Source organism: Clostridium sp. MCC344 (genome assembly GCF_018785365.1).
Classification (GTDB): Bacteria; Bacillota; Clostridia; order Lachnospirales; family Lachnospiraceae; genus Pilosibacter.
Window position 1 is genome coordinate 112,185 of record NZ_WQPQ01000006.1, and the last position, 13,307, is coordinate 125,491.

The 13,307-nt window shown below is 50.3% G+C and carries 14 protein-coding genes and 1 tRNA gene; 6 read left to right on the plus strand and 9 right to left on the minus strand.

The annotated features are described in order from the left end of the window. Positions 1-51: 51 nt before the first annotated feature. Positions 52-1,407 carry an MATE family efflux transporter gene (locus GPK90_RS01105; protein WP_215701931.1) on the minus strand — a complete coding sequence of 452 codons (1,356 nt, stop codon included), beginning with the start codon at positions 1,405-1,407 and terminating at the stop codon, positions 52-54. Between the two features lie 5 nt (positions 1,408-1,412). Beyond that, a complete protein-coding gene (locus tag GPK90_RS01110; protein ID WP_215701932.1) occupies positions 1,413-2,579 on the minus strand; it encodes a M20 family metallopeptidase in 1,167 nt (388 codons plus the stop codon). Between the two features lie 333 nt (positions 2,580-2,912). On the opposite strand from GPK90_RS01110, the gene larE reads away from it, so the two are divergent. Beyond that, on the plus strand, positions 2,913-3,743 hold the full coding sequence (larE, locus tag GPK90_RS01115; RefSeq protein WP_215701933.1) for an ATP-dependent sacrificial sulfur transferase LarE: 831 nt from the start codon (positions 2,913-2,915) through the stop codon (positions 3,741-3,743). Between the two features lie 171 nt (positions 3,744-3,914). Here larE and GPK90_RS01120 read toward each other — a convergent pair whose 3' ends face one another. After that, positions 3,915-4,169 carry a hypothetical protein gene (locus GPK90_RS01120; protein ID WP_215701934.1) on the minus strand — a complete coding sequence of 85 codons (255 nt, stop codon included), beginning with the start codon at positions 4,167-4,169 and terminating at the stop codon, positions 3,915-3,917. A 122-nt stretch (positions 4,170-4,291) separates the two neighbouring features. On the opposite strand from GPK90_RS01120, the gene GPK90_RS01125 reads away from it, so the two are divergent. Both GPK90_RS01125 and GPK90_RS01130 read left to right on the plus strand, forming a co-directional pair. Continuing rightward, positions 4,292-5,506: a metallophosphoesterase gene (locus GPK90_RS01125; RefSeq protein WP_215701935.1), complete on the plus strand. Its 1,215-nt coding sequence runs from the start codon at positions 4,292-4,294 to the stop codon at positions 5,504-5,506. A gap of 60 nt (positions 5,507-5,566) precedes the next feature. After that, positions 5,567-6,742, plus strand: coding sequence for a M20 metallopeptidase family protein (locus tag GPK90_RS01130; protein ID WP_215701936.1), 1,176 nt, complete (start codon positions 5,567-5,569; stop codon positions 6,740-6,742). A gap of 57 nt (positions 6,743-6,799) precedes the next feature. Here GPK90_RS01130 and GPK90_RS01135 read toward each other — a convergent pair whose 3' ends face one another. The 5 genes from GPK90_RS01135 to trmB all read right to left on the minus strand — a co-directional run bounded on the left by GPK90_RS01135 (position 6,800) and on the right by trmB (position 9,485). Continuing rightward, the gene (locus tag GPK90_RS01135) at positions 6,800-7,768 is read right to left on the minus strand and encodes a P1 family peptidase (RefSeq protein WP_015552862.1); all 969 of its coding nucleotides are present in this window, start codon (positions 7,766-7,768) and stop codon (positions 6,800-6,802) included. 260 nt (positions 7,769-8,028) lie between these two features. Beyond that, positions 8,029-8,101: transfer RNA gene (locus GPK90_RS01140), tRNA-Lys, on the minus strand. Positions 8,102-8,293: 192 nt separating this feature from the next. After that, positions 8,294-8,611 carry a thioredoxin gene (gene trxA, locus GPK90_RS01145; RefSeq protein ID WP_215701937.1) on the minus strand — a complete coding sequence of 106 codons (318 nt, stop codon included), beginning with the start codon at positions 8,609-8,611 and terminating at the stop codon, positions 8,294-8,296. A gap of 16 nt (positions 8,612-8,627) precedes the next feature. After that, positions 8,628-8,765 carry a hypothetical protein gene (locus GPK90_RS01150; protein ID WP_166462232.1) on the minus strand — a complete coding sequence of 46 codons (138 nt, stop codon included), beginning with the start codon at positions 8,763-8,765 and terminating at the stop codon, positions 8,628-8,630. A 54-nt stretch (positions 8,766-8,819) separates the two neighbouring features. Beyond that, a complete protein-coding gene (trmB, locus tag GPK90_RS01155; protein ID WP_118531249.1) occupies positions 8,820-9,485 on the minus strand; it encodes a tRNA (guanosine(46)-N7)-methyltransferase TrmB in 666 nt (221 codons plus the stop codon). Between the two features lie 333 nt (positions 9,486-9,818). Between trmB and GPK90_RS01160 the strand changes: the two genes are divergently transcribed. Then, on the plus strand, positions 9,819-10,625 hold the full coding sequence (locus GPK90_RS01160) for an SH3 domain-containing protein (RefSeq protein WP_215701938.1): 807 nt from the start codon (positions 9,819-9,821) through the stop codon (positions 10,623-10,625). Positions 10,626-10,739: 114 nt separating this feature from the next. Here GPK90_RS01160 and GPK90_RS01165 read toward each other — a convergent pair whose 3' ends face one another. Further along, positions 10,740-11,654, minus strand: coding sequence for a LysR family transcriptional regulator (locus tag GPK90_RS01165; RefSeq protein ID WP_215701939.1), 915 nt, complete (start codon positions 11,652-11,654; stop codon positions 10,740-10,742). Between the two features lie 274 nt (positions 11,655-11,928). On the opposite strand from GPK90_RS01165, the gene GPK90_RS01170 reads away from it, so the two are divergent. Together GPK90_RS01170 and GPK90_RS01175 are read left to right on the plus strand one after the other, a co-directional pair. After that, the gene (locus tag GPK90_RS01170; RefSeq protein ID WP_015552856.1) at positions 11,929-12,240 is read left to right on the plus strand and encodes a hypothetical protein; all 312 of its coding nucleotides are present in this window, start codon (positions 11,929-11,931) and stop codon (positions 12,238-12,240) included. A 3-nt stretch (positions 12,241-12,243) separates the two neighbouring features. Beyond that, complete coding sequence (locus GPK90_RS01175; RefSeq protein WP_015552855.1) at positions 12,244-13,299, plus strand: V0D/AC39 family V-type ATPase subunit; 1,056 nt, start codon at positions 12,244-12,246, stop codon at positions 13,297-13,299. Positions 13,300-13,307: the final 8 nt, after the last annotated feature.

Below are 13,307 nucleotides of genomic sequence, written 5' to 3' on the forward strand. Positions count from 1 at the left end.
GCCTGCACTTTTGTACAGCATTTCTCAGTCCGGAGATTTCCTATCCGTATATTACTTCTTTATCACGCGGACCTTCTTCCATTTTCCTGTCAGATACCATCCAAACGAGATCACATAATTCGCGGCCCAGCCAAGGGGAACCGCCATCCATGCTACCTGAATCCCGTAGACCGGAGCAAACAGGTTCGTCACGCTGACACGGATCGCGAGATTCACGAGGTTTGCCACCGTAAATGCCGTCACATCACCTGCGCCGCGCAGCAGACCGTCCGTGGACGCCTTGAGGCCGATAAACGAGTAGAAAAACGATAAGAACTTCACATAACTGAGTCCCACCGAATACGCCTCACTGCTGCCGCTGTCAAGAAACAGGGACACGAATGCGCCTCCTGCCAGCTGGTACATCACGCAGAGCACAGCACCCGCCGTCAAGACGATCACATAGCACATCCGGTAACCTTCCTTCACCCGGTCGATCTTTCCAGCCCCCATATTCTGGGCTGTGAAGGTTGACATAGCATTTCCCATGGCCAACATCGGCACGATACTCAAGGACTCGATCCGCATGCCTGCGGAGTATCCGGCGATTGCCGTGGAGCCGAAGCTGTTGATCACAGACTGGACCAGCAAAATTCCGATCTGTACGATGGACTGCTGCAGCGTGGACGGAACGGCGATCTTCACCATGGAGACCGCCATCTCTCCGCTGTAGAGACGCACCGGCTCCTCGGCAGGATACCCCTTTAGCTTCCGCATCAAAAGAAGGAAGGAGATCACCGCCGAGATTCCCTGTGCGATCAGTGTCGCCAGCGCAACGCCCCGGACACCCTGCTTGAAAACGATCACAAGGATCATGTCCAACGCGATGTTTAACAGGGAAGAAAAGATCAGAAGGTACAGCGGCTTCTTTGAATCTCCCAACGCGTTGAAGATCGATGCCTGAACGTTATACATGAACAGGAACGGCAGTCCGATAAAGTAGATCGCCAGATACAGCGCCGCGTCGGAGAAGATATCCTCCGGTACGTTGACGAGATTCAGGATCCGGTTGTTGAACAGGATCCCCACTGCTGCCAGAAACGCCGCAATCCCAAGGAAATTGAACATCGTCGTGTAGACTGCCGTCTTCATCTTCGCGAGTTTTCCCGCCCCCAGGAACTGGGAGATCACCACGGAGCTTCCGATTCCGCCGCCGATGGCGATGGCGATAAAGACGTTCGTGATCGCATAGGATGCGCCAACCGCCGCTAACGCCTGTTCCCCGACGAATTTTCCTACCACTACTGAGTCCGTGATGTTGTAAAACTGCTGAAAAAGATTTCCGAGTATCATCGGAAGCACGAAGAAAAGCAGGGATTTTCCCGGATTGTCCGTCAGCATGTCATATTTTTTTCTTGTCTCTTTCATGTCTGTCAAAACGTAATGATGGAAGCCAATGCCAGTTTCGCTCTGGAAAACAGCGTCTCAGCTACCGCATACTCCTCCATTGAATGATTGTTCGCTCCCTTGACGCCCATGGCGCAAACTACCGGAACGCCTTCCGCCGCAGCCAGGCAGGAATCGGACCATCCGCCGACTTTCTTTGTCTGCAGCTTTCCGTAACCGATCATGTCTGCCGCCTTCTGGACATGGCGGAAAAGCTCCAGATTTTTCTCCGATACCAGCATTACCGTACTCGGCTTCGTCCAGGTCACATCTGCCGTCGTGTCCGGGACAGTTCTCGTCTCCGCAATCTTTTTGATCGTCTGAAGTGTTTCCTCAAGGCGCTCAAAGCTGTCGTAGCGGATATCGATTCCAACCTCACAGGACGCAGCCACTGCGTTTGCAACCGTTCCGCCCTGGATCACACCTACATTCACAAAAAGTCCATGTTCAAAGTCATGAAGTTTCTGGATCTCGATGACCTTATGCGCCATCTCCAAAATTGCGTTTCTTCCGCGCTGTGGATCATTTCCAGCATGGGCCGCGACTCCGTGAACGGTGAGTGTCACACGGCAGGAACCTTTTCTTCCGACAACGAGTCCGTCATCGATAAATCCCGTCTCAAAGTTGAATGCCGCCGCGCATCCCGCGCAGAGTTTCCGGATCTCTGACTCCGCATTTGTCTGACGGTGTCCGTTCTCCTCATCTCCCGCAAAGACAACGCGGATCGGGCGTTTCCCATATCCATATTCATGGAGCGCTTTTAAAATATAGACAGCGATCACAAGTCCCGCCTTCATATCCAGAACTCCCGGTCCGTGGGCATTTCCGTTCTCATCGATGCGGAACGGATTTTTCTCCAGCGTGCCTTTCGCGAATACCGTGTCCATGTGTCCGATCAGGACGATGGGCTGGCCTGCTGCCTCTTTATGCCATACGCCTGTCAGGAGGTTTCCGAAACGTTCCATCGGGATCACAGCTGTCTCCACTCCGGCACTTTCCAGTTCATCCTTTAAGACCGCACCTACCCGGTCAACGCCCTCTTTATCCGGGGTTCCGCTTTCGATAGAAACGATCTTTTCCCATAGCGACAGCATCTCGTCCCTGTGACGGTCTATATACGCGGATGTCTTCACGATTAGTTCTCTGTCTTCCATAGCCTGCATCCTCCTTGTCATTTTATTCATCTATGATATAACAAACATACTGAAATGAAAATACTGAAAATCTATAAAAATCGGGAATTCCGCCCGACGGTAACACCTTCCCGGTTACACGCTTGACTTCTGCGTCTCTGCGAATTATAATGAGTAAATTAAACCTACCATTTTACTATGAAGATATGGCCGCCCGTACGAGGCTGCTAAGATAAACGCTCCGCGAGGATGCGCAGTGATTCTGTTAGGAATATGTCAACTTCTCTGACCAGAATCACGCGGCAAGTCTCACGGACGTTCAACTTGAGAATATGAAAGGACGGAGAATTCCTTATGAACAACACGATCAACGTTTCCATAGACTGCGTTCCGGCCGCACTCCGGGAATTTTTTGCGGAGCATTCTACCATCGCTCTTGCTTTTTCCGGCGGAACGGATTCCTCTTATCTTCTCTATGCCGCAAAGGCCTGCGGAGCAAATGTACATGCCTACTATGTCTCCACTCCGTTCCAGCCGCAATTTGAGTTAGATGACGCGAAGCTTCTCGCTGAATCGTTACACGCGGACATGACGGTCCTGCCCTTTGATGTGCTGACGGATAAAGTCGTAAAGAGCAATCCGAAAGACCGCTGTTACTACTGCAAGAATCAGGTATTCAGCGGAATCCTGAAAGCCGCAAAGGAGGACGGCTTTACCGAGATCATGGACGGAACGAATGCCTCCGATGACGCCGGTGACCGCCCGGGCATGCGCGCTTTAAAAGAAATGAAGGTACTGTCCCCGCTGCGCCTTTCCAGAGTGACAAAAACGGCACTCCGGGAATACTCCCGAAATGCCGGATTATTTACATGGAACAAGCCCGCCTACGCCTGTCTTGCGACGAGAGTTCCATCGGGAATTTCCATCGAATCTTCTGTATTAAAGGATGTGGAATGGGCGGAGAAATCCCTCTCCGACCTTGGATTCCGTGACTTCCGCGTCCGCGTGTACCCGGATCCTGCTGCCGGTGATACAAACCCCGACGCGCCGTGGTGTGCGAAGCTCCAGCTCACCGAGGACATGATCCCGAAGCTTATGGAGCAGCGGAAGGAGATCTGCGCGCTCTTAAAGCAGAGATTTAAGGATGTGACACTGGATCTTGTGGCGAGAACACCGTCGATGTAGGGAACGTCTCCCACATCTGTACATCAGATCTAATGCTCTGTATACGCAGATCAGCTAAAGTCTATAAAACAAGGAACGAGTATAACCGGCTTAACTTCACCGGTCATACTCGCTCTTAAAATATTTTTCACCCCGGAAACTTCCGGGCCTTTTTGTATACAGGATTTCTCTCTATGTCACCTCATTCAGCCACGCTACTGCCGCTTTGATCCCGTCCTCGCTGAACTCAAATTCCTGATACGTCTTTTTTTCATCTTCCGTCACAGAAAAAATAAACGGCCCCGGCCAGGTGACCGCCTGAATCTTATCCGGCTCGCCTTCCTCTCCGCTGATCTTCCGGATCATAAAATTCGTTCCCTTTTCACTTCCGGTAAATACTGTTTTCTTTAAATACGGAATGGAGATCATTCCTGTCAGATCGATCATAACAACCTCTTTTCTTCTTTTCCATTGCAAATTGCTAAAGTGTTCGCTATACTTACACCATAAACCACTTGTACAGGAATCATTATACACCATTCCTGTCCACGAAGCATCAGGAGTATCTCATGTTAGCTGTATTTTTATCTCCGATCTACCTGTTATTTCAGGCATACATTCTTTTATGGCTCTACGCCTGGGCGGATTCCTGCTCCCCGGCGCTTCATTCACTGTTTTTCAGGATCCCTGTCACAGTCCTCTATCTATTTTTTGCCGTCAGCCCGCTGACCGGATTTCTGATCACAAAAGAACCACTTCACCATTTTCTCCGGGTGATCAGCAACTACTGGCTCGGCACTCTGGAATATATCCTGCTTTTTATCATCACCTTCGACGTGATCCGCCGTGTCACCGGCCATTCCTTCTTTATGAAATACCGGTATCCGGCCATGCTGCATACCATGCCGAAAAATCTCGTGATCTTTGGCGGCTTTGTCATTGGCCTGATCCTTATGGTCAGCATTTACGGTGTCCTGCATGCAAGACGGGTCTATGTGCGGCAGGATCCGGTCGTCATCGAAAAGAGTTCTTCTCTTCCGGGACTTAAGATCGCCCTGATCGCGGATCTTCACCTTGGATACAACTCCACGAAGTCCCATGTAAGAAAGATCGTAGACACCATTAACTCCCAAAATGTCGATCTCGTCTGCATTGCCGGAGATCTCTTCGACAATGATTACGACGCGATCAAAGACCCGGATAAGGTGGCTGACATTCTATCCGATATCAAGAGCCGGTACGGCACATACGCCTGCTGGGGCAACCATGACGTAAGCGAGAAGATCCTCGCCGGATTCACATTTCCACAGAAGGAAACGATCGTCCGGGACGGGCGGTTTACGGAATTTCTGCACCACGCCGGTATCACGATGCTGGAGGACGAGACCGTCTGCATCAATAATGCATTCTATCTTGTCGGCCGCCGGGATAAGGATATGGCAAAAAAAGAACAGCTCCCGCGGAAAACCTTTGCTGAGATCACCGAACCACTCGATCCCTCACTTCCCATCATCGTCATGGATCACCAGCCGGGAGAATTGTCAGAGGCCTCCGATGCCGGTGTCGACCTGGACCTCTCCGGCCATACCCACGATGGGCAGATGTTTCCGGCAAACCTTGTGGTCCATTTTCTCTGGGAAAACGCCTGCGGAGTCCTGAAAAAGGGGTCTATGACGTCTATTGTCACCTCCGGTGCCGGTGTCTGGGGACCGGCGATGCGGGTCGGGACTAACAATGAAGTCGTGATCGCAAATGTGTCGTTTGATCCAGCCACAGACCAATAATCTGTTGTTCCTATAAGTTGTTCCTATAAATAGTATAAACGAGAAAAACGGAGGTCTTATATGAAAGAATTTGTCAAGTCCATCACAAGCCCTTATGAAAAAGAACTGATCGAAACACGCCGTTACCTGCACCGACACCCGGAGCTCTCCTTTCAGGAGACAGACACTGCCGCTTACATCCGCAGCACCCTGAATGCCCTGGGCGTCCCGCTGATGAAAGGGATCTCCGGAACCAGCACGGTCGCTGTCATAAAAGGCGAAAAAACCGGTCCATGCATCGCGTTCCGCGCGGACATCGACGCGCTCCCGGTGGAGGAAGAAAATGATCTCCCGTTTAAGTCCGAGGTTCCCGGCGTTATGCATGCCTGTGGACACGATATCCATACCGCAGTCCTTTTAACCTTCGCAAAGGTCCTCACAGCCCATCCAGAGCTTGTCCGTGGAACTGTGAAGCTGATCTTTCAGGCAGCCGAGGAAAAGCTCCCGGGAGGCGCTAAGGCGCTCTGCGAGGAAGGTGTCATGAAGGATGTCGATCTCATCTATGGTTTCCACTGTGCTTCCGCGTTTCCGCTCGGCACCATCGCCGTGACTCCCCGGGCGTATTCCGCAGCGATCGGTATTTATGAAGTGAAGATCCATGGAAAGGGCGGTCATGGCGGTTATCCGCAGAATGCCCTGAACCCGGTCCCCGTGGCCTGCATGGTCGGATCTGCTTTAAACCAGATCCTGGCTGAGAAAAAGAATCCGCTGGAAGGCGGTGTTCTTACGGTTTCCTATATAAATGGCGGCCAGTATCCGAATATCATCACGGACACTGTGACTCTCGGCGGCAATGTCCGCACTTTAAACAATGACCTGATCGACAAAGTCTTTGACTCCATCCACTCCATCAGCAGGGGGATCTGCGCCGGATTCGGCCTCACCTGCGATGTGACCACGACTCTGGGCTATCCGGCAGCCATCAACGTGCCGGAGGAGATCGAAACGGTCCGCAGTGTCACAAGAGACCTCGGATATACCGTCTACGAGCGCCCGGATGCCCTTGGCGGTGAGGATTTTGCCTACTATCTTCTTGAGAAGCCGGGTGCCTACTTCCAGATCGGAATGGCTGATCCCGAACGCCCGATTACCTCTTCCCCGCACCATAACTGCCATTTCCAATTAGATGAGCGCGGAATTTCAGAGGCGCTTGAGATGGAGCTTGGTCTGTACCTGCGCGTGACAGGACAGATGTAACCGTATAGAAAAAGCGGCTGTCATATCGGCAAAGTTTTGCCGGGCAGCCGCTCTTTTTTATAAATCCTTCGCTCCAACAAGTCCGTAGGCCGACTCCGCGCTCCTCACAGCCCTCAGGATCGCCTCCGCCATAACCTGGGCACCGAGGGTTCCGACCATATCCTGATCTGCCTTCACATCGCCCACAGACAGCGCGTAGATGCTGTCTCCGTCGGAAGAGGTATGAACAGGACGGATCGCCCGCGCATAACCGTCGTGGGCCATCCCGGCGATCTTGCAGAGGCTGCTCTTCGGGAATGCCGCGTTCGTGATCACCGCACCGATGGTCGTATTCTCTGTCGCGCCGGTGAACTTGTTCTTGACCACTTCATAGCTCTTATAAACAGCTTCTTCTGTGTCCGCAAATGTCTTCCTGTCCGCATTTAAAAGACCGGCCACCTTCTTTCCGTCCTTCCAGTCATAGATATCGCCTCTCGCATTCACCGCAACGATTGCGCCGACCTTCAGATCCCCAATCTGCACCGCATAGCTTCCGATTCCGCCCTTCATGCAGAGAGACTTGTCCCCCAGCTTTCCGACGGACGCACCTGTTCCAGCGCCGAAGTTTCCATCCTGATAATTATTCTTCTCCGCGCCCTCACACGCCGCGTATCCCATGGCCTTATCCGGTCTCGTCTTAAAATCCCCGACCATCAGGTCAAACAGGCAGGACTCGCATACAAGCGGCACCTTCGTGATTCCCACATCAAAGCCGATCCCGCGCTCTTCCAGATACTCCATAACGCCGCCTGCCGCGTCCAGACCGAACGCGCTGCCGCCGCTGAGTAAAACTGCCTGGATCACGTCAGCTGCCGCCATAGGCTTTAAAAGCTCCGATTCCCTGGATGCCGGACCGCCCCCGCGGACATCCAGCCCAGCTGCCGCTCCACGCTCGCAGATAATAACCGTACACCCGGTCCCCGCTTCTTTATTCTCTGCGCTGCCGATCCTGATGTTTTCGATCTCTGTGATTTTGATTTCTTTCATCCTTTTAATCTCCCTTTAATTACCTGTGATTCCGAAACAGGATCCCCTAAATGAGGATCCTGTTGGTAAATTTTTCATACACTTCTTCTATTTATATAGTATATCACATTTTTAAATTAAATTAAAATCATAAAATCGGGAATATATAACGGGTAACAAGTATTTGAACGAATGATATGATTATTGAATGATTCGATATCAGTGTAACAAAAAACACCGTCCCGGCGGCTTATCATCCGCTAAAACAGTGCTTTTTTTCGTGCACCTTCAGGGATTCGAACCCTGGACAAATAGATTAAGAGTCTACTGCTCTACCAGCTGAGCTAAAGGTGCTTGGTTTGTTGTTTTTCTTTGTTTTGTTTGCCTCATCCGTGGCACGTTTTGTATTATAGGATAAACCAAGAAAAAAGTCAACACCTTTTTTGAAATTTTTTTAATTTTTTTGTTTTTCAAAAAACAGGTACAAATAAAACGATTAAAAAAGCCAGCAAACATGCGGGTTTGCCGGCTTTTCCATTATATTTCCTACAACATCTCTTTGATCGCATTTTCCAGAACTTCTTTATCCTGAAGTCCAACGCTCTTGGAAAAAACTTCTCCGTTCTTAAAAAGGATGATCGTCGGGATAGACATAACTCCGTAGCGGGCAGCAATATCACTGTTCTCGTCTACATCGAGTTTGCCGATCTTTACTTTTCCGTCGTACTCCTCAGCGAGCTCTTCGATCACCGGAGCCATCATACGGCACGGGCCGCACCATGTCGCAAAGAAATCCACAACTACCGGGATATCGGATCCCAGAACATCAACATCAAAATTTGCGCTTGTAAATACTGCTTCCATGTTATTTTCTCCTTTTTTATTTTTTCTTTTTGCCGCAGACCACAGCGTTCGCCTCGTCAAAACACTTCTTGACCCGGATAATCTTCCGGTTCAGTTCTGTCTTGTCGCAGGTTGTCTGCGCGAGCCACCGCTTCAGACATGTCCACATACTCATCCGTCACACAGCCTTTTTGCCATTTCTCATTTAATATATGCAGACATTCCCGGCTTATTCAGCCTGTTTTGCGGTAACCTTCTTGTCGCGACAGGCCGTCAGCTTACAGATCGGCTTGCCCTCCGCGGAGAACTTCGTCTCGTACTCTGTCATAACATTTCCCTCGGCCATATCACTGTGGTGAAGATCAAATGTATGGGATGTCACCTGCCAGCCTGCCTCCGGAATGGATTCTAACGAATAGCGGAACAGGTCCTGATTATCAGTCTTAAACTCGATGATTCCGTCCGGCTGTAAAATCTTATCATACACGGCAAGGAAACGGTCCGATGTCAGACGGCGCTTCGCGTGGCGGTCCTTCGGCCACGGATCCGAGAAGTTTAAGTAGATCCGCTCCACCTCATTCTCCGCGAACACCTCCGTAAGCTCTAAGGCATCGATCCTCATAAAATAAATATTAGAAAGCTCCAGCTCCGCGCGCTTCTGAAGTCCGCGAAGCAGAACGCTGGAGTAACGCTCGATTCCCACGTAATTGATATCCGGATTCATCTGGGCAAGCTCCATGATGAATTTTCCTTTTCCCATTCCGACCTCAATGCGGATCGGATTATCGTTTCCAAAAAATTCATGCCACCTTCCTTTCAGTGACTGCGGATCCTGGACCACATATGGGCTCTCAGCAATCTCTTCTTCAGCGCCTTTGATATGGCGTAATCTCATAATGTATTTCCTCCTGATATTGCTTGTGTATCATTTTATCATTGAAAGCCTTATTTTGCAAGGTAACAGTGACGCGCAGAATTTTTCTTTCAATATATCTTTTGGAAACAGAGAATTCTTAAATTGTTCAAAAATTTTTCGTGCAATTTTCCTACTGTTCCAGTATAATAAAGATAATGGCTGACAAAATCGCTCTTTTCGTGTCTGCGATCGTTTCATCAGGCGCACAGCATTACATAGAAGAAAACGGCATCTGTGAGTATCCGGCACCTTCACCGGCACCGGATTTTCACCTTCACGCGCCGTTAAAATACATAAAACGGAGGGATTTATATGGCAAGAAACGACATTCCTAACGGATGGGATAAGATCCGTCAGAATGTTCAGGAGACCGAGCGTCTCATGGGACAAAAACAATACAACCAGTCCATGATCAAAGCAAAACAGACCGTGGAATACATGGTTAAGCTCCAGTGTGATCAGGCGGGAATCATGGAAAGCTCTATGGATTCTATGATCCGCGAGCTCTACAACAACGGCTGGATCTCAAAGTCCACCGCCGAGCACTACTTACAGATCTACGACATCGGCACAAAAGCCGCCAAAAACGGCGATAACGGTGCCTACAATGCAAACCAGGCCTACCACGTGCTGTCCCAGGAGATCTACTCCTTTGCAGACAACGGAAAAGCGGCCCGCGGCAGACGCCCGTCCGGGGCCCGTTCCCAGCAGTCAAGACGAGCTTCCGGTTTCGGGCGCTCCGGAAGTGGCATCCAGCCCACAGACCTCTTAAAGTTTGTCGTCCCGATCGTCCTCGTGATCATCCTGATCGTCCTGATCCGTGTCCTCACGCCGAAGAAACCGGCTACAGAGGAGACCTCCGCACCAGTGATCACAACGGAAGCAGCAGAGACCACAGCCCCGGAGACTGAACCGGAGAGCACAGCTTCCGGCTCCTCCTACAAGACAACAACGACCTTAAACGTCCGCAAAGAACCGTCCACCGACGCGGACCGCATCGGAAAACTGGACCCAGGCGCATCCGTTGAATATCTCCGCGACCACGACGATACCTGGGCCGTCATCAAGTACAACGGACAGGAAGCCTATGTCGCGAAGGAATTTCTGACAGCGGAGTAATAACTTATTGGAATATCAAATTCAAAAAGCTCTAAAGCCAATATTTAGGGCGGGATTCCGATGGATCCCGCCCTATTGCTGACTTCAGAGTTCTTTTTCATTTATACTACATTCTTACACCGTCACATCTCCCATCCCCGACGGGTCTTTCTCAAAATACTTACAGAAATAATTCACAAACTCATCCACCACCGGCTTATTTTTCGCCTGCTCAAACACTGTGACCACAAGATCACGCCTGCAATTCGGGTAACGGATCGGGATCAGGACAACACCGTGCCCCGGCTTTCCGCCCCAGGCCTTCTCCGGCCAGAAGCCGATTCCAAGCCCTGCCGCGATCAGGTTTCGCACCGACTCGGGACTATTGCTCTCGAACACCGCCTGAGGACGGATCCCCGCTCTCCTGCAGAAATCATCGCAGATCCCGCGGAGCTGCCAGCCGTTTCCGAGACGGATGAAATTTTCTTCCTTCACTTCCCGCAGATCGACGGTCTTATGCTTCGCAAACTTTGAATCCGGCGGCACTGCCAGAAAAATCTCCTCCCGCAGATATTCCCGTCTTACCACACCATCCGGAAGTTCCTGCGGATGCGGAGGCGTCACAGATATAGCGATCCTTGATTCGATATGGATATCACAGTTCTCCGTCATCTCAAGCTGGGATACCTGAAACTGGACATCCGGTTTCAGGGCCCGATAGGAAATAATACTGTTCGTAATGAGGTTCGACGCGGACAGGAAATTTAAATAGATCGTGCGCTCCGATGAATAAACCGACTCCCAGAGCTCATCCTTTAGATTATCGATGGATTCCAGAATCGAGATCAGGCGTTTTTTCAGGAGTTTCCCCTGTTCGTTGAGCTCGATCCGGTGATTTTTCCGGTCAAAAAGGCTTATGCCGAGCTCCGTCTCCAGACGCTTGATGGACTGGGACAATGCCGGCTGGGCAATATGCAGATCTTCTGCCGCTTTTGTCAGATTTTCATACCGCGCTGCCGCCAAAAAATACCGAAACTGCTGGATTTCCATATCATTCCCCCTTTTTCTTTCGCGCCTTAACGATTTTGTTAATTTTGTGCTAATTTTTCGTTCATTTATGGCATTTTCGTTTCATTATAACATTCATGTTATAACAGCATAATTATTATATATTTGAAATTTCTGATTTTCAAGTTATATTATGATGTTACCGGGGTCAGACACCCAGGAAAACCTGACTTGAATTTTACCGCATAAAATTCCCGGGTATCTGGCCCCATCCCCCTGGATGAGGGAAAATCCTTCTCAGAAAGGAGACAAATCAATGAACAATATCATCAATCAGCTCTCCCAGATCGAAGAAAAGACTGTCGCGATCTTAGACGGCGCTGCCGACAAGAAAAAAACTCTTGCAGCAGAATATGAGGCAAAGACGAAACAGTTTGACGAGGAGCTGAATCATGAAACCGAACTGGAAATCCAGTCCATGCGCCAGAAAATGGAGGCAGAAGCCGCCGCGGAGCTTGACAGGCAGAAAACCGCCGCCGGTGACCAGATCGCCCGCCTGGAACAGCATTACGAAGAAAAGCATTCCTGGTATGTGGACTCCCTCTTCCGTTCTATGACCGAGGTGTGATCTATGGGAAGTCTCATCACTTACAGTGCGATCGCTGCCAAGCTTGCCGCGATGCGCGGGCATTTCCTCACGGATGATGAGTTCTCGGTCCTCGCGGGAATGGAGAATGTACCGGCTGCCGTCGAATACCTGAAAAGTTCTCCCGCCTATAGGGATGTTTTTTCCGGTGTCGAAAATGAGGAACTCCACAGAAGTAAGATCGAAGAGCTTTTGTGGCACTCCCTCTACGGTGATTTCTCAAGGCTGTTCCGATTCGCAAACGGAACCCAGAGAAAATTTCTGGATCTCTACTTTCTCCATTTCGAGATCGATGTCATGAAACGGTGTCTGAGGGACGCGGTTTCCGGAAAACGCTCAGATTTGAACTTTAAGAGCTTTGAGCCCTTCTTCCGAAAGCACTCCCACCTGGATTTCACCGCTCTGACTGATTCAAAAGATCTGGACGAATATCTGGACAGCATTCAGAACACCCCTTATTATGGTCCGTTAAAGGACTTAAAGGATCAGGGCATCACTTCCCTGTCTGAGTTCGAATCTGCGCTGGACATCCTGTACTTCATCCGTTTCTGGAAAAGTTTAAAAGACCAGCTTTCAAAAGACGACCGGGAGGCCATCGCCGACTGTGCCGGTGAAAAGATCGATCTTTTAAATATTGAATGGCTCGCAAGAGCGAAACGCCACTACAAATTATCTGCCGATGCCATTATGGAGCTTCTGATCCCCGTATGGCACCGTTTAAAAAAGTCTCAGGCAAGAGAGCTTGCCGAAGCGCCATCTATAGAGGAATTTGACCGGATCCTAAAGGGGACCCGCTACGGAAACCGGATCTTTCGGGCATCCGGCGAACAGCAGGAGAATCCGGAACTGCATTCCCTGTTCCGGGCGCTTCTGGATGCTGTGTACAGCAAATCCGGACGGAATGATCCATATTCCGCGGCTGCGTTAAACAGCTACTTCTATTTTAAGGAAGAGGAGATCAGAAAAATCATCACCACCGTTGAGGGGATCCGTTACAGCCTTGGCAGTTCAGAAATTCTCACCTGCCTGGCAGAAAGTTAGAAAAGGGG